The sequence below is a fragment of the Micromonospora andamanensis genome (genome assembly GCF_016863495.1).
Taxonomy (GTDB): domain Bacteria; phylum Actinomycetota; class Actinomycetes; order Mycobacteriales; family Micromonosporaceae; genus Micromonospora; species Micromonospora andamanensis.
The window spans coordinates 34,195-52,876 of the sequence record NZ_BOOZ01000004.1 but is presented as its reverse complement, the minus strand read 5'-3'; the positions used below and the strand labels follow the sequence as shown (position 1 = coordinate 52,876).

Annotated in this window: 15 protein-coding genes; 3 read left to right on the top strand and 12 right to left on the bottom strand. The window is 69.6% G+C overall.

Annotated elements, in window-relative coordinates; translation table 11 throughout:
- Positions 1–118: 118 nt before the first annotated feature.
- Positions 119–1,429: a hypothetical protein gene (locus Van01_RS05075; protein ID WP_204000891.1), complete on the top strand. Its 1,311-nt coding sequence runs from the start codon at positions 119–121 to the stop codon at positions 1,427–1,429.
- A gap of 181 nt (positions 1,430–1,610) precedes the next feature.
- Here Van01_RS05075 and Van01_RS05070 read toward each other — a convergent pair whose 3' ends face one another.
- Positions 1,611–4,613, bottom strand: coding sequence for a glycoside hydrolase family 95 protein (locus Van01_RS05070; protein WP_204000888.1), 3,003 nt, complete (start codon positions 4,611–4,613; stop codon positions 1,611–1,613).
- 286 nt (positions 4,614–4,899) lie between these two features.
- Positions 4,900–5,235, bottom strand: a complete 336-nt coding sequence (locus Van01_RS05065; protein ID WP_204000885.1) for an L-rhamnose mutarotase — start codon at positions 5,233–5,235, stop codon at positions 4,900–4,902.
- A gap of 173 nt (positions 5,236–5,408) precedes the next feature.
- Between Van01_RS05065 and Van01_RS05060 the strand changes: the two genes are divergently transcribed.
- Entirely contained in the window at positions 5,409–6,104 is a 696-nt protein-coding gene (locus tag Van01_RS05060; protein ID WP_204000881.1) for a FadR/GntR family transcriptional regulator, read from the top strand.
- A 96-nt stretch (positions 6,105–6,200) separates the two neighbouring features.
- Here the strand turns inward: Van01_RS05060 and Van01_RS05055 are convergent, their stop codons facing one another.
- From Van01_RS05055 to Van01_RS05035, 5 genes are all read right to left on the bottom strand, one after another.
- Positions 6,201–7,085, bottom strand: coding sequence for an amidohydrolase family protein (locus tag Van01_RS05055; RefSeq protein WP_204000878.1), 885 nt, complete (start codon positions 7,083–7,085; stop codon positions 6,201–6,203).
- On the bottom strand, positions 7,082–8,410 hold the full coding sequence (locus Van01_RS05050; RefSeq protein WP_204001932.1) for an enolase C-terminal domain-like protein: 1,329 nt from the start codon (positions 8,408–8,410) through the stop codon (positions 7,082–7,084). Before Van01_RS05050 ends, Van01_RS05055 begins: the two co-directional genes overlap by 4 nt.
- A gap of 72 nt (positions 8,411–8,482) precedes the next feature.
- A complete protein-coding gene (locus tag Van01_RS05045; protein ID WP_204000863.1) occupies positions 8,483–9,526 on the bottom strand; it encodes an ABC transporter permease in 1,044 nt (347 codons plus the stop codon).
- The gene (locus Van01_RS05040) at positions 9,519–11,060 is read right to left on the bottom strand and encodes a sugar ABC transporter ATP-binding protein (RefSeq protein WP_204000860.1); all 1,542 of its coding nucleotides are present in this window, start codon (positions 11,058–11,060) and stop codon (positions 9,519–9,521) included. Before Van01_RS05040 ends, Van01_RS05045 begins: the two co-directional genes overlap by 8 nt.
- Complete coding sequence (locus Van01_RS05035; protein WP_204000857.1) at positions 11,057–12,121, bottom strand: sugar ABC transporter substrate-binding protein; 1,065 nt, start codon at positions 12,119–12,121, stop codon at positions 11,057–11,059. Before Van01_RS05035 ends, Van01_RS05040 begins: the two co-directional genes overlap by 4 nt.
- 597 nt (positions 12,122–12,718) lie before the next feature.
- Here Van01_RS05035 and Van01_RS05030 point away from each other — a divergent pair.
- Positions 12,719–13,180 (top strand): VOC family protein, encoded by a 462-nt coding sequence (locus tag Van01_RS05030; protein WP_204000854.1) that lies wholly within the window; start codon positions 12,719–12,721, stop codon positions 13,178–13,180.
- A 23-nt stretch (positions 13,181–13,203) separates the two neighbouring features.
- On the opposite strand, the gene Van01_RS05025 is transcribed toward Van01_RS05030, so the two are convergent.
- The 5 genes from Van01_RS05025 to Van01_RS05005 all read right to left on the bottom strand — a co-directional run bounded on the left by Van01_RS05025 (position 13,204) and on the right by Van01_RS05005 (position 18,390).
- The gene (locus Van01_RS05025; protein ID WP_204000850.1) at positions 13,204–14,004 is read right to left on the bottom strand and encodes an inositol monophosphatase family protein; all 801 of its coding nucleotides are present in this window, start codon (positions 14,002–14,004) and stop codon (positions 13,204–13,206) included.
- 76 nt (positions 14,005–14,080) lie between these two features.
- Complete coding sequence (locus tag Van01_RS05020; protein ID WP_204000847.1) at positions 14,081–15,232, bottom strand: serine hydrolase domain-containing protein; 1,152 nt, start codon at positions 15,230–15,232, stop codon at positions 14,081–14,083.
- Between the two features lie 4 nt (positions 15,233–15,236).
- On the bottom strand, positions 15,237–16,064 hold the full coding sequence (locus Van01_RS05015; RefSeq protein WP_204000844.1) for a carbohydrate ABC transporter permease: 828 nt from the start codon (positions 16,062–16,064) through the stop codon (positions 15,237–15,239).
- Positions 16,064–17,032: a carbohydrate ABC transporter permease gene (locus Van01_RS05010; protein ID WP_204000841.1), complete on the bottom strand. Its 969-nt coding sequence runs from the start codon at positions 17,030–17,032 to the stop codon at positions 16,064–16,066. The genes Van01_RS05015 and Van01_RS05010 overlap by 1 nt, the downstream gene beginning before the upstream one ends.
- On the bottom strand, positions 17,029–18,390 hold the full coding sequence (locus Van01_RS05005) for an ABC transporter substrate-binding protein (RefSeq protein WP_204000790.1): 1,362 nt from the start codon (positions 18,388–18,390) through the stop codon (positions 17,029–17,031). The genes Van01_RS05010 and Van01_RS05005 overlap by 4 nt, the downstream gene beginning before the upstream one ends.
- Positions 18,391–18,682: the final 292 nt, after the last annotated feature.

The window sequence follows — 18,682 nt, the reverse complement described above, 5'->3', positions numbered from 1 at the left end:
TCTACGACAGCGGCACCGATGCTCTGCTAAATCAGTTTAGCGCCCGCTGTTTCAGAGCTCGGCAGTTGCCGCTCCGGCGCGAGCCGGACCAGACGGACGCGTCCCACGAGGAGGGCCGATGAGACTGCGCAGGACGTTCGTCTCCGTCGCTGCGGTGCTGCTGCTGGCCACGTCCGGCACCGCCGCCTATGCCGCGAGCAGGGATCACGGCGGCGGTACCGGTGGCATCCGCAGCGTCACCCCCATCACCACGGTCTACACCTACGGCCAGAAGGTCTCCGCCGTCGCCGTCGAGTACGGCGGCACGGTCAACCCCCGCAAGCTCGACAACTCGACCTTCTCGGTCTCCGACACCAGCTACAACTTCCGGTTCAACCCCATCGAGGACCTGCCCAAGCTGACCGAGCGGACGATCACCCACACGTACACAAACAGCACCGCCACCGTCCGCGCCGACCGGCGGTCCGTGCCCGGCAACTACGTCATCGTTGAGCTGGACCCCGACCAGAACGCCGGCTGGACCGTCATCGTCTCCAAGTGCCCGACCTTCCTGTGCACGGTGAAGGTGAACCCGGACCTGCCGACCCGGGTGACCCAGCGCAAGGACGTGCACGCCCAGCCGGGCAAGGGCAAGGGCGCCGGGCCGGTACTGGCCAAGGGCGCACCGCGCACCTCGCACGGTGTCACCGAGGCACCGGTGAACCTGCTCGTCGACGAGTTCCGCTACGGCTCGTATCTCAGCGGCGGCATGGTGCTGCCGTACCACTACCACCTGCCGAAGAACTACCAGGCCGGCCGGAAGTACCCGCTGATGGTGGTCCTGCCCGGGCACGGCATGGGCTGGGACGGCGACAACACGGGCGTGCAGATCGCCGCCGACATCCCGGCGACCGCCTGGCTGCGGCCGGAGGTCACCGGCAGCCGGGGGGACGTCATCGTGCTCGCCCCGCAGAACCAGCGGGTCGGCGACGTGGCCGAGGCGGACCTGCTGGTCAAGCTGGTCGAGCAGTTCAGCAAGGACCACGCGGTCGACACCGGGCGGGTGTACGCCACCACCGTCTCGTACGGCTCGCGGCTGCTGTGGGAGGCGTTCGCCAAGCGTCCCGACCTGTTCACCGCCGGCCTGGTGACCGGTGGTTTCCAGGTCAGCGCCAGCCAGGCGACGGCCATCGCCGCCGCCGAGATCCCGCTGTGGATCACCCACGGGGTCAACGACCACCTGCTGAACATCTCGCTGGCCCGCAACTCGCGGGCGGCGCTGCGGCCGGCGTACGAGGCGCAGGGCAGGACGCCCGAGCAGGTCGCCGAGCTGCTGCACTACACCGAGTACGGCAACGAGGCGTTCTCGTTGCCCGACTACCACGCCGCCTACGGCCCGACGTACGACGACCGGAGCATCCTGCAGTGGCTGCTGGCCCAGCGAAAGTGAGCCCGGCCGGATAGGCCCTGGGCGCAGTGGCCAGGAACGTCGGCGGTGTCGCGGCCAGGTCCCGGCGGCGACCCGGGCCACGTTCCTGGCCACCGCACCGGCTCGCCGGCCGCGACAGGGATGTCGTGGCCGGCGAGCCTGCCGGGCGGCTCCGCCCGATCCGGAGATCCGCCCGCGACCGTCAGGCGCCGATGGCGATGGCGAAGATGTGCATGGTCGGGACGTTCGCCGCCGGCCGTGCGCTGATGTTCGGCAGTTCCACCCGGGCCACCGCCTTGTTCTGCAACGCCACCCCGACGTAGTAGACGCAGGCGGCGGTGTTCTGCCGCTGGTTGCCCGGCCGGTTCTGGTACGCCATCACCACGGCAGCGGTGCCACCGGCGTGCGGTCCGCCGTACCAGTCGGGGGTGCTGAGCGTGAAGGTCTGCCGGGTGCCGTCGGCGTAGACCACGGCGGCGGTGCCCGACACGGCTCCGTAGGTGCCGGTCGCAAGGAAGCCGAGCGTACGGCCCGTACCGGTCACCCCTATCGACTGCCCTGAGGCGATGGCGTTGTCGGCGCCACCCGGGGCCACGTTGGGCCACCGGAAGGTGACCCCGTTGCGGCTCACCGTGCTGCCCGGGGTGACCCCGGCCTGGGCCAGGGCCTGGGCGGAGAGGGTGGCGCCGTTACCGTCGAAGTTCCCGGCGCCCGTGTTGTTGTCGTTCGTGGTGCTGACGTTCGTGAAGCTCTGCTCCAACGGCGGCGCGGTGGGCACGCCGCCGGACCCGGTGGCCCGGTAGGTGCGCCCGGCCACGACGGTGACCTCGATCAGGTCGTTCTCGACCTTCGTGGTCCGGGCCGGGGTACCGTCGGCGGCGTCGACCACCGTGTGGTTGCCGGTGAACATGCGGCCCCGCAGCCGGACGGTGCCGGCCCGGTCCGGCCGGACCAGGATCTCGGTGGCCTGGCCGTTGCTCCACGTGATGCCGACTGTGTGACCGCCCCGGCCGCGCAGGCCGCTGACCCGTCCGCTGGGCCAGGCCGCCGGCAGGGCCGGCAGGATGTGCAGCTCGCCGACGTGGCTGTGCAGCAGCATCTCCGCGATGCCGGCGGTGGCGCCGAAGTTGCCGTCGATCTGGAACGGCGGGTGCAGGTCGAACATGTTGGGCGCGAGCCGGGCCGGGGTGGCGAGGAAGCGGATCAGGTCGTGGGCCCGGTTGCCCTCCTCCATCCGGGCCCAGAAGTTGATTTTCCAGGCGAGCGACCAGCCGGTGCCGTCGTCGCCCCGGATCTCCAGGGTGCGTCGGGCCGCCTCGAACAGTTGTGGGGTGCCCCGCCGGGTGATCTGGTTGCTGGGCGCCAGCCCGTAGAGGTGCGAGATGTGGCGGTGGTACCGCTCGGTCTCGACCCAGTCGTAGAGCCACTCCATGATGTTGCCGCGCGACCCGATGCGGTTCGGCGCGAGCCGGTCCCGGGTGGCTCGTACCTGCGCCCGGAAGGTGGCGTCGGTGTTGAGGATCTCGCTCGCCCGGGCGCACCCGTCGAAGAGGTCCCGCAGGATCTGGTTGTCCATCGTGGGCCCGGCGCACACGCTGGCGTCGGCGTGGTGGCCGATCTCCGGCGAGTTCGACGGGTTGGTCACCAGGTAACCGAGGCTCGGCTCGGTCACCAGGGTGTCGAGGAAGAACTGCGCCGCGCCCTTCATCGCCGGGTAGTTCGCCCGGAGGAACTCGACGTCCCCGGTGAACAGGTAGTGGTCCCAGATGAGGGTGGCCAGCCAGGCGCCGCCGGTCTGCCACATGCCCCAGAAGGCACCGTCGACCACCGAGGTGGCCCGCCAGGCGTCCGTGTTGTGGTGGGTGACCCAGCCACCGGCGCCGTACTGCACCTGGGCGGTGCGGGCGCCGGCCACCGCGAGATCCCTGATCATGCCGAAGACCGGTTCGTGGCACTCGGACAGGTTCGTGGTGTTGGCCAGCCAGTAGTTCATCGGCAGGTTGGCGTTGATCGTGTACTTCGAGTCCCAGGCCGGGGTCAGCGAGTCGTTCCAGATGCCCTGGAGATTGGCCGGCTGGGTGCCCGGCCGGGAGGACGAGATCAGCAGGTACCTACCGAACTGGAACAGCAGCGCGGAGAACTGCGGATCGTTTACGTTGTTGTGCTGGGCGATCCGGACGTCTGTCGGCTGGTCGGCGGCGGAGGTGCGCCCCAGGTCGAGACTGACCCGCCCGAACAGCGCCTGGTAGTCGGCGACGTGCCGACTGCGCAGTTGGTCGTAGTTGCTGGCCCGCGCGGCGGTGAGGTGCCGACGTGCGATGCCCTGGTAGTCGCCGCCGACGTTGCGGTGGTTGACGTAGCTGGAGCCGATCGAAACCAGCAGGGTCACGCTTGTCGCGCCTGTCACCCGCAAGGTGCCACCGGAACTGCTCACCGTGCCGCCACTGATCGTGGCGTTGGCCAGGGCCAGGAACCGCACCGCGCCGTTGACGCCCTCCTGATTGCCGGAGACGCCGTCGAGGGCGATAGTGGTGCCGTCCGGACTGGAGACGGAGGTCCGCTGCGGGCTGTCGAACGTGGCGGTGAAGGTGATCGAACCCGCCCGGTCGGCGGTCAGCCGCATCGCGATGATCTGGTCCGGCGCGCTGGCGAACGTCTCCCGCTGGTACCGCACGCCGTTCATCACGTACGACACGCTCGTGGTCGCGGTGGTGAGGTCCAGCTGTCGGTCGTACTGCGACGCCCCGCCGGAGGTCGGGAAGGCCAACCGGAGGTTGCCGACGGTCTGGTACGCCAGCTGCCCGACCGGGTTGCCGAGCATGTTCTGGTTGATCAGATTCTGGGCCTGGATCCACTGATTGGCGAAGACGAGCCGCCGGATCTCGGCCAGCGCGCCCAGACCACGGGGGTTGCTCGGATCGTGCGGTCCGCCGGCCCAGACGGTGTCCTCGTTGAGCTGCAGCCGCTCCGCGTCGACATTTCCGAAGACCATGGCACCGAGCCGGCCGTTGCCGATCGGCAGCGCCCGTAGCCAGTCGGTGCCGGCGGACTCGTCGTACCAGAGGGCCAGGTCGCCGGCGGCGAGCACCTGCGGCGGGGCCGCCGAATCCGCTCGGGCCACGGCGGTCCAGGGCAGCGGCAGCAGAGCTCCGCCAGCACCCGCCGCGCCGATCTTGAGGGCCTGCCGTCGAGTCAGGTCTGACATCGATCCTCCAACCGTGACCGATCCGGCCGTGCGAAGCCTCACTGATCGCCGGCAGGCCCAGAACGGCCCAGACGTCTGATGTGTTTCGCGAATGTTACCGTCACCACACTCGATCGGCAACTGTCAATCTAACTAACGATCGGAGTGGTCGAGAGTTGGAATTTCCGATGCCACAAGGCTTTTCTTTGCCCTGGGACAGGGTGATACCACACCCGGGCGGCAGTCCGATCGGACGGACCGCGTACCGAGCGAGCGCATTCACCACCTCAATCATCAGATGTAAAGGTCAGGGCGCCTCCTCGGTCAGGTGCCAGACCTCCTGCATCGGGGCCCACCAGTGCCCCGACCCGGGCTCGGCGAGGGATTCCTGGCACGGATCGGTCAGCTTCCACCACGCCTGCGTCTCCGGGTCGTCGGCCATCCGCCGCTGGTCCGCGTCGTGGTCGTCACCGACGTACTCGTAGTAGCCGAACAGCAGGTCGCCGTGCAGGAAGATGGTGAAGTTGCGGATGTTCCCCGCGCGTAGGGTCTGCTCGACACCGGGCCAGACCGCGGCGTGCAGCCGCAGGTAGGTGTCCCGGCACTCCGGCCTGAGCCGAATCACCATGCCGTAACGTCGCACGTCACATCCTCTGCTGGGCTCGGTTGGTCCTGGTTTCCGGCAGTCGCATGGCGAGCGGGCAGCGTCGCAGGCAAACGTCCGATGTCTCTATAGTGGTGGGGGTCGCCGGTGCCGGCCGCATGGCCCGGGTCCGGGTCGGCGGCGCGCGCCTGACCGGTCCGAAGGGGGCATCGATGGCACTTACCGACGACGCGATCGCGAAGATCCGGAGCATGATCCAGAGCGGTGAGCTGCCCCCGGGGGCGCGGCTGCCACCGGAGCCACAGCTGGCCGCCCAGATGGGACTCTCGCGCAGCGGTGTCCGGGAGGCGGTGAAGGTGCTCGAATCGGCTCGGGTGCTGGACGTGCGGCGCGGCGACGGGACGTACGTGACGAGCCTCGCTCCCCGACTGCTGCTGCAAGGTCTCGGTGTCGCGGTGGAGCTGCTGCGCGACGACACACTGCTGGAGGTCATGGAGGTGCGCCGGCTGCTGGAGCCGATGGCCACCGGCCTGGCGGCGCTGCGGATGACCGACGCCGACCTCGACGAGCTGGGCCAGATCCTGGAGGACATGCGGGCGGCCACCGACGACGCCGAGAAGCTCATCCAGTTCGACACCGCCTTCCACCACACGGTCGTCGCCACCACCGGCAACGAGACGCTCATCTCGCTGCTGGACGGGCTCTCCGGCCGTACCCTGCGGGCCCGGGTGTGGCGCGGGTTGATAGAGGGCAACGCGGCACACCAGACGATCGAGGAGCATCACACGATCTACCTCGCCCTGCGCGCGCGTGACCAGTTGCTGGCCCAGGCCAGCGCCCTGCTGCACGTCAACACCTCCGAGGCGTGGCTGCGTACGGTGCTCGCCGCCAAGTCGGCGGACGGGTAGCCGCCGACGGGCGCGGTCGTCCGGGACGCGCCGGCGGCCGGCTACCGGGGCGCCGCGCGCAGCCCGCTGCGGGGGCGAGCCGGGAATCCGTCGGGCTCATGCCGGCGGCCTCACCAGTTCGGGCCGGGCGCCCCGACAGGTCAGCTGGTAGACGCGCAGCGCGGTACCGGCGAAGATGTCGTGCCGTTGCCGAGCCGTCAGCGGCGGCAGCGCCGCCTCAAGTGCCCGACGCACCCCCGGGTAACCCGATCTGAGCAGACAGACAGGCCAGTCCGACCCAAACATCAGACCATCCGGGCCGAACTCCGCGACCGCCACCTCGACGAACGGCCGCAGATCTTCGGGTGACCAGTCCGGCGCGGCCTCGGTGACCAGACCGGACAGCTTGGCTGTGACGTTCGGGTTGGCGGCCAGCGCGGCGAACGGTCCGCGCCACCGCCGCAGCCCGGCAGCGCCCTCGTCGACACGCGGCTTGCCCAGATGGTCGAGGACGAACCGGAGCTGCGGGACCGCCCGCGCGGCCCGGGCCGCCGCCGGCAACTGGTCGGCCCGGATCACCAGGTCGAAGGCGAGGCCGGCGGCGGCGATGCCGGCCAGGCCACGTCGCACGTCGGGCCGGTCGAGGTAGTCCGGGTCCGCCTCACCCTGCACCTGTGAGCGCAGCCCGACGAGCAACTCGCCGCCACGTGACCGGCGGTAGCGCTCGATGGTGGCGGTCAGGTCGTCGGCCGCCACGTCGATCCAGGCCACCACCCCGAGGATCGGCCCGGTGTCGGCGGCGTAGCCGAGGAACTCGGCGGCCTCGTCCGGGTGGCACCTGCCGCCCTCGACAAGCACTGTGCCGTGCACCCCGGCGGCAGCGAGTTCGACGGTCAGGTCCGCCGGGGTGAACGGCCGACGGATCGCGGCCAGGCCGGGTTCCAGCAGCCAGGTGTAGCCGCGTTCCGGCCGCCACAGGTGATGATGCGCGTCGATGATCATGTGCTCGGCGCTTCCGCCATCACCGGCGCGTCCACCCACTCCGGGCCGTCCGGGAAGCGGTACCGCGCCAACGAGTCGGGCCGGATCCGCGCGCTCATCCCGGGAGCGTCGGGTGCGCGGTACCGTCCGCCGCTGACCCGTACCGGATCGACGAAGTGCTCGTGCAGGTGGTCGACGTACTCGATGGCCCGGTCGTCTGTGCTGCCGCTGAGCGCGACGAAGTCGAACATGGCCAGGTGCTGCACCAGCTCGCACAGCCCCACTCCCCCGGCGTGCGGGCAGACCGGCACGCCGAACTTCGCCGCGAGCAGCAGGATCGCCAGGTTCTCGTTCACCCCGGCGACGCGGCAGGCGTCGATCTGCACCACGTCGACGGCATCGGCCTGAAGTAACTGCTTGAACATGACCGCGTTGTGCACGTGCTCGCCGGTCGCCACCTTGACCGGGGCGAGCGCCTTCCGTACGGCGCCGTGGCCGAGCACGTCGTCCGGCGAGGTCGGCTCCTCGATCCAGTACGGGTCGAACCCGGCCAGTTCCCGCATCCAGCGGATCGCCTCCGGCACCCCCCAGATCTGGTTCGCATCGACAGCGATCCGGATGTCCGGTCCGACCGCCTGCCGGGCGATGCCCATTCGGCGTACGTCGTCGGCCAGGTTCCCGCCGACCTTGAGCTTGATCAGCCGGTAGCCGTCCTCGACCGCCTCCCGGCAGAGCCGGGCCAGCTTCTCGTCGTCGTAGCCCAGCCAGCCGGGAGTGGTGGTGTACGCCGGGTACCCGTCGGCCCGCAGCCGCTGCTCGCGTTCGCCGCGCCCACCCTCGGCGGCCCGTAGCAACGCCGTCGCCTCCTCCTCGGTGAGGGCGTCGCGCAGGTAGCGGAAGTCGACCTGGGCGACCACCTGTTCCGGGGTGAGGTCGGCGAGCAGCTTCCACAACGGCTTGCCCGCCCGCCGGGCCGCGAGATCCCATACCGCGTTCACCAGACCACCGGCGGCCATGTGCACGACCCCCTTCTCCGGTCCCAGCCAACGGATCTGGCTGTCACCGACGAGCCGGCGGGCCAGCGCACCCGGATCGGCGACCAGGTCGTCGACCCGCTGGCCGACCACCATCGGGGCGAGCGCCTGCACCGCCGCCACCTGGAGGTCGGTGCCACGGCCCACGGTGAAGACGAGTCCGTAGCCCTCGGCGCCGGCCGATGTCCGCACGACGACGTACGCGGCGGAGTAGTCGGGGAACGGGTTCATCGCGTCCGACCCGTCGCGATGCCGGGACGTGGGGAACCGTACGTCGATGGTTTCTACGGACGAGATGCGCTCACTCACCAGAACTCCTGAGGGGTCGACCGGGTTGGGCCTAGTTGTCGGCCTCGCGATGGGCCGGCCGGCGGGCGCGCCGCCTCACGTCTGTGCCTTACCTCCGGTGATGCGGGAGACCACCAGGGCCACCAGGATGACTGTGCCGTTGAGGAAGTTCGTCCACTGCGCGGGCACCCCGGCCAGCGTCAACACGTTAATGATCATGAAAAGCAGCAGGACTCCGGTGAAAGCGCCGAAGACACTGCCCTTGCCGCCGTTGAGGCTGACGCCACCGATCACCGCCGCCGCGAAGACCTGGAAGATGGCACCGCTGCCCTGGGCCGACGGCACCGCCGCGAGCCGGCCGCTGATCAGCAGACCGGCCAGCGCCGCGAGCACACTGGCCACGATGAGAGCCAGCCAGAGCACCCGGTCGGTGCGGATACCCGCCGCACGGGCCGCGTCGGCGTTGCCGCCTATCGCGTACAGCGCCCGGCCGGCCCGGGTGTAACCGAGAACGACGATCCCGGCGGCGAACAGCAGCAGCGACAGCCAGATCGAAGCCGGCACCCCGACCCAGGTGGCGGAGCCGAGATAGGTCATCGACTCGGGCAGCATGAAGAAGGTCTGGCCACCGGAGATGCCGGTGAGCAGCCCGCGTAGGACGATGAGCATGCCCAGCGTGACGATGAAGCCGTTGAGGCCGAAGCGGACGATCAGCAGCCCGTTGAACGCGCCGACGAGGGCACCGACGAGCAGCACCACCGGGACCGCCCAGGCGTCCGGTAGCACGTCGAGACCGAGCCCCCGGGTCAACGCGGGATCCACCACCAACCAGGCCGCGATACCCGGTGCCAGGCCGAAGGTGGACTCCAGCGACAGATCCATCTTGCCGGTGATCAGCACGATGGTCTGGGCGAGGACCACGATGGCGATCTCCGACATGCTCTGCAGCACGTTGATGATGTTGTCGGTGCTCAGGAAGACCGGACTGACGATCGACCCGACGATCGCCACCGCGATGATCGCCGGCACCAGCGCCAGGTCACGAAGCCGCGCGATGGCCAGGCTCCGTGACGACGAACCCGGCGGGGACGGTGGCGGCGTGGCGGCCGGCCGCGCGGTGGTGGAGAGCGTCTCAGACATGGTGGAGATCCACCCCTTCCATGGCGGCTACCAGATCGTTGTCGCTCCAGCCGTGGGCCATCTCGCGGACGACCCGGCCCTGGAACATGACAAGCACGCGGTCACAGATCCGCAGGTCGTCCAGTTCGTCGGAGACGACGAGCACGCTGGTACCGCGACCGCGCACCTCCTCGACGACACCGAGCAGGGTCTGCTTGGAGCGCACGTCCACCCCGGCGGTCGGGGTGATCAGGACCAGCAGCTTCGGATCACTGGCCAGCGCCCGACCCATCACCACCTTCTGCTGGTTGCCGCCGGAGAGGTCGGCGACCGGCACCCGCGGCCCGGCGGCCTTGATCGCCAGGTCGGCGATGGTGTCCCGGGCCAGGGCGTCCCGCCGGGCCGGCGAGATGAGACCCCGCCGACCGATCCGGTCCGGGACGGTCATCGTGACGTTCTCGGCGATGGACAGCAGCGGCACCAGCCCCTCCCGGTGCCGGTCCTGCGGCACCAGTCCGACACCGGCGTCGAGAGCGTCCGGCACGCTGCCGGGCCGCAGCGCCCGACCGTCGACGACGACGGTCCCGCCAGCCGGCCGGGCCAGGCCGACCATCGCCTCGGCGACCTCGACCTTGCCGCTGCCGCCGCCACCCGCGATGCCCACCACCTCGCCCGCCCGCACCTCGACGGACAGCTCGGCACCCGAGGCGGTGACCAGGTCACGTACGGACAGCAGCACCGGCGCGTCGGCGGGCAGCGGCCGGTGGTCGGCTTCGGGCATCGTCACGTCCTCGCCCGTCATCGCGGCGACCAACGCCGATCGGCTCAGCTGCGCCACCGGGGCGGTGACGATGTGCCGGGCGTCGCGGAAGACAGTCACCTGATCGCAGATCTCGTAGATCTCCTGCAGGTGGTGGCTGATGAACAGGAACGTCACGCCCTGCGCGCGCAGCTCCCGGATCCGGGCGAACAGCCGGTTGATGCCCGCGGCGTCGAGCTGAGCTGTCGGTTCGTCGAGAATGATGAACCGGGCGCCGAAGGAGAGCGCCCGGGCGATCTCGACGAACTGCCGCTGCTCGACGGAGAGCGTCGACGCGGGCTGGCGTACGTCGACCTCCACCGACCACTCCGCGAGCAACTGCTCCGCCGCACGGCGCAGCCGCGACCAGCGGATCAACCCGCCCCGCCCACGGGCGTGCCGGTTGAGAAAGAGGTTCTCCGCCACGGTGAGCGTGCCGATGATCGTGGACTTCTGGTAGACGCAGGCCACCCGCTTGCGCCAGCCGTCCCGGTCGCCCAGCGGCGGCGCCGGACGCCCGGCGAAGGCCACCGCGCCGTTGTCGGCAGCCTGCAATCCGGTGAGGATGCTGACGAGTGTGGACTTGCCGGCGCCGTTGCGCCCGACCAGGGCGTGCGTCTCGCCCCGGCGGACCACGATCCCCGCGTCGGCCAACGCGACTGTCGATCCGAACCGCTTGGTGATGTGCACCGCCTCCACGACGGGCTGGTCGGCGCCGACCAGCCCGTCGGTCGACCGTTGCGGGAGGGGGCTCATGCGTTGTTGCCCCAGAGGGACGAGTCGTCGAACTTCAGGGTGGGCTCGCCCGCGATCGGCGCGCCGTCGAGCGTCACCAGCGGTGCCGGCAGCTGGTCTTCCAGCAGACCGTCGCGCACCTGGATGATGGTGCTGCCATGCTCGGTCGGGCCGGGCTGGAAGGTCTTGCCCTCGATGGCCGCCTGCACGTACTCCAGGCCGTACTTGGCGTAGAGGTCGGCCGGCTGGCTGACGGTGGCGTCGATCAGCCCCTCACCGATGTTCTTCAGCTCCTCGGGGATGCCGTCGTTGGAGACCACGAAGACGTGCTTCGGGTCGCTCGGCGGCACCTGGAGACCCCGCTGCTTGAGGATCTGGAGGGTGCCGGAGAGGGCGAACGAGGACTGCATGTAGATGCCCTTGATGTCCGGGTCCGAGGCGAACCGGGTCTGCAGCTTCGACGCCGCCACGTCGGCCTTCCAGTCGGTGGCCTCGCCGAACACGGTGATCTCGGGGAACTCCTTCTGCATGCACTCGTTGAACGCCTCGGTACGGTCCCGGCCGTTGATCGAATCGAGGCCGCCCTGGAGCATGACGACCTTGCCCTTGCCGCCGAGCTTGGTGCCGAGGAACTGACACGCCTTGATCCCGTAGGCGCGGTTGTCGGCGCGGACGACCATGAACACGTTGCCGGTGTCCGGCCGGGTGTCGATGGTGACCACCGGGATCTTTTTGCTGTCCAGTTGGGACAGGGTCGGCGCGATGGCGGCGGTGTCCTGCGGCGCCATCACCACGCCCTTGACGCCCTGGCTGATGAAGGTCTGGGTGTTCGAGATGAGGTTGGCGATGTCGTTCTGCGAGTTGGTGGTCTTGACCTCGACGCCCAGCTCGTCGGCGAACTGCGGGACGTACTTGATGTACGAGTTCCAGAAGTCCGTGTCGGAGCGGGGGTAGTCCACCCCGATGACCTGCGAGCCGCCCGATCCGGTCCCGTCGGCCGTGTCGTCACCGCAGGCCGCCAGGGTGGCCGACACGCCGAGCAGCAGCGTCAGCCCCACGCTCGTCAGTGCCCTGTTTCTCATTGTCGTTCCTCCATGTCCGGGACGTCACCGCAGGTGGTTCGCCGCGACCGGGTCCGGTCGCGACGAGCCGCTTGTCGGACGTGACGTTGAAGGGTTCATGCGGGGGTGATGGTCCAGAGCGGAAGTGGTGGATCTGTGCGTCAGCTAGACATCAGACGTTAGGGGTTACAGACATGTGACGTCAACGCCCGGGACTCCGTCAGGACAGCACAAACAAGGCTCAGGCCGCAGCAGACATCGGACGGATTTCACCGCCGGGTAGCCCTCCGCCACCCCCGCCCCCGGAGAACGGAGGCCATCGCCAGTCCCCGAGCAGCAACGCCCAGTTGGTCGCGCGGGTCGACCGTCCGCCTCCGGCAACCCGACACCGGAAAATGTTGGCGATCACAACGGTGCGGCTGTGGTCGCTTTGCCGAGTGCGAAGGCGCTCGCTGGGAACGCTAACATCGATGACGTTGAGATTGCTAGGTTGTTTCTGACGCGATTACCGAGAATCTGCACCGCCGGGGCACCTCCCGTCCACCACTGTCGCGCACCGATTTGTCAGCCCTGCCTGGCAGGGTGACTGCCTGGACGCGTACCGATTGGAGCAACCCGATGAGCCGCCACATCCAGGTCACCTTCGACGCCCACGACCCGACGGCGCTGTCGACTTTCTGGCGTGACGTGCTGGGCTACGTGCATCCCGCCCCGCCCGGAGTCGACCTGCCCGAGGGAGCCGACCCGCTGGCCGCGTGGGACGACTTCCTCGCCCGGATCGGCGTACCGCCGGAGCAGCGCAACACCCGGTCGGCCATCGAGGATCCGGAGGGGCACGGTCCACGGCTGTTCTTCCAGCAGGTCCCGGAGGGCAAGGTCGTCAAGAACCGGGTGCACCTCGACGTGCGGGCCGCGCCCGGGCTCGCCGGAGCGGAACGCATGGCGGCGTTGCAGGTCGAATGTGATCGGCTTGTCGCGTTGGGCGCCACCCAGGTACGCCGGGTCGAGCCCGCGCCACCGCTCGAGGCCGGCTTCATCGTGCTTACCGACCCCGAGGGCAACGAGTTCTGCCTCGACTGACGGGCCTCCGACGCTCCCGGGTGCTAGGCCGAATCCCGTTGCGCCGCGACGAGTGCCAACAGTTCCGCGTGCGTACCCGGGTCGGCCGCCGCGACGAGCCCGCCCCGGCCGCTGTGCCAGGGCTGGCCGTCGAGCCCGGTCACCACGCAGCCGGCCGCCGCGCACAGGGCGATGCCGGCGGCGAAGTGCACGCTGTCGCGCAGGTGGCCGTCGGTCACGTACCCGGCGCGCCGGCCGGCCGCGACCCACGCCAAGGCCAAGGTGGTCGACACGACCCGGGGCCGGAAGCGCTCGACGAACCGTTCGTCGGCCAACAGCCGCGCGGTCCGGAACGTCCGCTCGTTCGGGTAGGGCGGATCGAGATTGACGTCCACCAGCCCGGATGCCGCCGACGGCCTGAGTTGCTGATCGGCACCGGCGTGCCGCATCCGGGCGACGCTGCCGTCGGTCCAGAAGACCTCCTGCGCGAACGGGTCCACGGCGACGGCCGCCACCACCTCCGCGCCGACCCGCAGGGCCACGTTCACCGAGGCGAGCATGGTGTGTACGGCGAAGTTCAGCGTCCCGCAGAGCGGATCGACGAGCCAGCGGCGCCCGTTCCGGTCCGACCCGCTGCGTCCGCTCTCCTCGGCCAGCACGGCGTCGTCGGGTCGCGCGGACCGCAGCACGCCGAGGATGGCCTGTTCCGCCTCGATGTCGGCGGTGGTGGCGAAGTCCCAACCCGACTTCGCGAACCGGGCCACCGCGGTGCCGTGGTGCGACCGCACCACCTCGGCACCGGCCTGCGCCGCCCGGATCGCGAGCTCAGCATCGACAAGCGACATCCGCTCACCGTACGTCTGTCCCGGTCGCGGGTGTGCCCCCGCCCGATTCAGCGGCATCGCCGGGCCACTCTGTCGGTCAGCCCTCGCCCAGGCAGTCCCGGACCGCTGCGGCGAGCAGGTTGGCCCGCTCGTCGTCGAAGCCGCCCATCTGGTTGACCACATAGCCGAAGCCGACCTGGTGGGCGTCGTCGCCGAAGGCCAGATGCCCACCGGCGCCGTCGTGGCCGAAGCTGCGTTCGCCGAGCATCGGGCGGGGCACCGAGTGCACCAGGAAGCCGGTACCCCAGCGGTGACCCGCGTCGGGGAGCCCGTAGACCTGTTGCCCGCTGACGCGCACCGTGACGGCGTCGTCGACGGACGCTGGGGTGAGCAGCCGCGTACCGCCGACCTCGGAGACGCAGGCGGCGTAGAGCCGGGCCAGGCTCTCGGCGGTGCTCACCGCGCCCGCGCCCGGGATCTGGGCGGCCTGGATGGCCGGGTCGTTGAAGCTGACCAGGCCGTCCTCGTCGGCGGGAAAGGCGAAGGCACCACCCATGGTGATGCCGCGCTCGGCGACCGGGTCGCCGGCCGGGACGGGCTCGCCGATCGGGGCCAGCATCCAGGCGACGGCGTCCCGTTCGGCGGCCGGCAGTCCGATCCAGGTACGCAGGCCGAGCGGCCCGGCGAGGACGCGGGCGACGTAGGCACCGGGCAGCTCGCCGGTGATCCGCCGGATCACCTCGCCGATCAGCCAGCCATAGGTGATCGCGTGGTAGCTGTGCGCGGTACCCGGCTTCCACAGCGGAGCCTGCGCCTCGATCGCCTTGACCACCGGGTCCCAGGCGAGCACCTCCTCGCGGGAGAAGGGCTTGTCCAGCGCCGGCAGGCCGGACTGGTGGGTGAGCAGCCACCGAACCGGAATCTCCGCCTTGCCGTGCTGGCCGAACTCCGGCCAGTACCGGGTGACCGGCGCGTCGAGGTCCAGCCGTCCCTCCTGCACCAGCAGGTACGCGCAGATCGCCATGATCCCCTTGGTGCAGGAGAAGACGACGGCTGGTGTGTCCGCCGACCACTGACGTCCCGACCGGGCGTCGGCCAGCCCACCGTGCAGGTCCACGACCTTCCGGCCGCGCAGGTAGACGGCGACTGCGGCGCCCACCTCCTGACGGTGGGCGAAGTTGTCCCGGAACACGTCGGCGACCCGGCCGAAGCCCTCGTCGACGTCACCGTGGATCTGGGTGTCAGTCAACCCGCTATCCCTTCACGGAGCCCTGCAGCAGGGCCTTGATGAACTGTCGCTGGAAGATCAGGAACACGATGAGGGTAGGCGTGAGGATGAGCAGTGAGCCAGCGCAGAGCAGCACCAGATCGGTGCCCCACTGCCCCTGGAAGGCACCGAGGGCGCCGGCCATCGTCCGCTTCGTCGCGTCGTCGACGAGCACGATGGCGAGCAGGAACTGGTTCCAGGTCCACAGGAACAGCAGGATGGTCAGCGAGGCGATGGCCGGCCGGGCCAGCGGCACGTGGACCCGCCAGAACAGCTGCCAGGTGTTGCTGCCGTCCACCCGCGCCGCCTCGGACAGTTCCCGGGGCACGTTTATGAAGTGGGCGCGCATCCAGAAGACCGCGAACGGCATGTAGAGACCGATAAGCGGCAGGACGATCGCCCAGCGGGTGTTGAGCAGGCCGAGGTCTCGCATCTGGTAGTACAGCGGGGTCACCACCGTCTCGAAGGGCAGGGTGAGGCCGAGCAGCAGCAGCCCGAAGGCGAGGTGGCCACCGGGCACCCGCAGGTGGCCGAGGCCGAATCCGGCCATTGTCGCGATGAGCACGCCGACCGGCACCACCCCGGCCACGATAAGCGCGCTCGACTTGAGCAGCGCGCCCATGTTGGCGGCGGTGAAGGCGTCGGCGAAGTTCCCCCACTGCGGATCGGTGGGCCAGGCCAGGCCGGTGGGCACGGTGCCGCGTGGTTGCAGGGCCGCCGACAGCATGCTCAGGAACGGCAGCAGGGTGACCACGACCAGTGCGATCAGGAAGATGCGTCCGGTCAGCCGCTCGCTGCGGGTGGTCAGGTTCATTACTTCTCTCCCCGGGTGAGCCGCTGGATCGGCAGTACGCACACCAGCACCAGCGCCATCAGCACCACCGCGAGGGCCGAGGCGAGGCCGACCTGACGCTGGGAGAAGGCGAGCCGGTAGATCTCCAGACCGGGCACTGTGGTCTGAATGCCCGGACCACCGCTCGTGGAGATGTAGACGATGTCGAAGCTGGCCAGCGCCGCGATGATGGTCACGGTCAGGCAGATGCCGATCTCCTGCCGCAGGCTGGGCAGGGTCACCGCGAAGAACTCCCGCACCGGGCCGGCGCCGTCGATGCGGGCGGCCTCGTAGAGCGACGGGTCGATCTTGCTCATCCCGGTGATCAGCAGGATCGTGCAGAGACCGAGCATGACCCAGGTGCCGATGACGCCCACCGCCGGCAGCGCCGTGTCGAACTCGCCGAGCCAGGCGCGGGTGATGCCGTCCAGCCCGACGGCCCGCAGCGCCTGGTTGACCAGGCCGTTCGTGGAGAACACCCAGCTCCAGGCGATGCCGGCCGCGACCAGCGGGATCACCTGGGGCAGGAACAGCACGGTCCGGACCATGGTGCCGGCCGGGCCGGTGGTGATCCGCCGGACCAGGCTGGCCACCAGCAGGCCGAGCAGGACCGGGATGAAGCTGAAGAAGATGATCAGGATGAACGCGTTCGAGATGATCTTCAGCAGGTCGCGGTCGGTGAAGACCGTGAGGTAGTTGTCCAGCCCCGCCCAGCGGGCCGCACCGATGCCGTTCCAGTGGTACAGCGAGTACTGCACGGTGAGCACGAGCGGACGCAGTACGAAGACGCCGTACATGATCAGGGCGGGCAGGACCCAGATCCACCCGGTCCACCGGACCGTGCGGCCCCACCGCTTCCGGTGGGGCCGCGCGGGTGACCGGGTGTCCCCCCGGCCGGGTCGGGACGCGGTGTCCGACCCGGCCGGGGCGCTGCCGAGGGCAGACGTCATCGGGACAGTTCCTTCTCGTATTCGGCCTGGACCGCCTTCACGTACCCCTCCGGGGTCTGCTGACCGGCGATCAACTTCTGCATCTCGGGGGTGATGGCCGCGGCGAAGATGCCGCCTGTGGCGTTCGCGGTGAAGTCGACGGCGCCGTTGTCTGCGCCGAGCTGCTGGGAAGCCTTGAGCGTCTCGGCCAGCACGGTGCCCTCCGACACCGGCGGCAGGGCCAGGTCGGCCGGGCCGCCCGGGTGCGAACCACCGATGGTGACCGAGATTTCCCGGGCCTTGTCGTTCGTGTGCACCCAGTTGAGGAAGAAGGCCGCAGCGTCCGGGTTCTTCGCCTTGGCACCCACGCCGAACGTGTTCGGTGCGGACATCGCGACCCGCTTGGCCTCGGCGGTCTCACCCGGGAAGAGGAAGAAACCGACCTCGCCCGTCATGTTCTTGTCCAGGTTCCCCGACTCCCAGTCGCCGTTGAACATGAACAGGCCGTTGCCCTTCTGGAACTCGCCCATCATCGCCGTGTAGTCGATGGCGTTCGCGTCCTTGGGGAAGTAGCCGGCCTCGGCCCACTTCTGGATGGTCTGGGTGGCCTTGAGCGCAGCCGGGGTGTCGAAGGTGGCGCCCGGCTTCTGGAAGATCCAGTCGGCGATGGCTGTCGGGTCGCCGTACTGGTTCTGCAGCGCCTGGTGCGGGAAGTTGATGCCCGCGGTGTTCTTGTTGAACTGCATGATCGGCTGCAGGTTGGCCGCCTTCGCCTTGGCCAGCAGCTCCTCGAACTCGGCGATGGTGGCCGGCGGCTGGGTCATGCCGACCTGCTCGGCCTGCTTCTTGTTGTAGAAGACACCTGTCACGCTGTAGCCCAGGCCCATGCCGTACAGCGAGCCACTGCCCCGCACCGCCCCGCCGTCGGACAGGCGCAGCTGGATCAGCGACGAGGCGGGGAACTTGTCCCAGCCGTACGCGTCGAAGTACGGGTCGAGGTTCTTCAGCAGCCCGTCCTTGACCAGGTCGACCATGGTGGGCAGCCGGATGATGTCGGGCGCGTTGTCCGAGGCGAGCACCCGGGGCGCGTTCTCCGTGATCACGGTGAACTGGTCCTCGCGGACGTTGAACTTGACGTTCGGGTGCTGCTTGGTGAACTCGTCCGCGAGCGCCTTGGCCAGCGGGAAGCCGGTTTCGGCGTACATTTCCAGGGTGATCGGGTCGGTACCCAACTCGGTACTCACCGGGGAGTCGGAGTCCCCCGAGGGGGTCTGCTCCGAACCCGGTGCGCTACAGGCCGTGATGGCCAGGCTGACGCCCAGTAGTGGCACCAGCAGTGCCAACCGGCGTCGGGTGAATCTCGTCGAGAACTCCGGCACCTCATGCTCCTTGACTCATCCGCGCGCCGAGCCGGTTGACGGTCGTCCGTGGCGACCGCCACGAGCCCAGCCCGCCGGCCACCACGTGTCGCACGTCGCGTGCCGAACCCGGCTCGCGGCCCGCGGTACCCAATATGACGTCGGAAGACGCGAAGGCGTCCACCGCAGAGGCGAAACCACGTCGCTAAACTGATTTAGCAGAGCATGCGCGCGTCATCGGGGACTGTCAAGGACGAGTTCGCAACGGTCTGGAAACAGATGGTTCACCAGTCTCGTACGCAGGCCGGGCAGA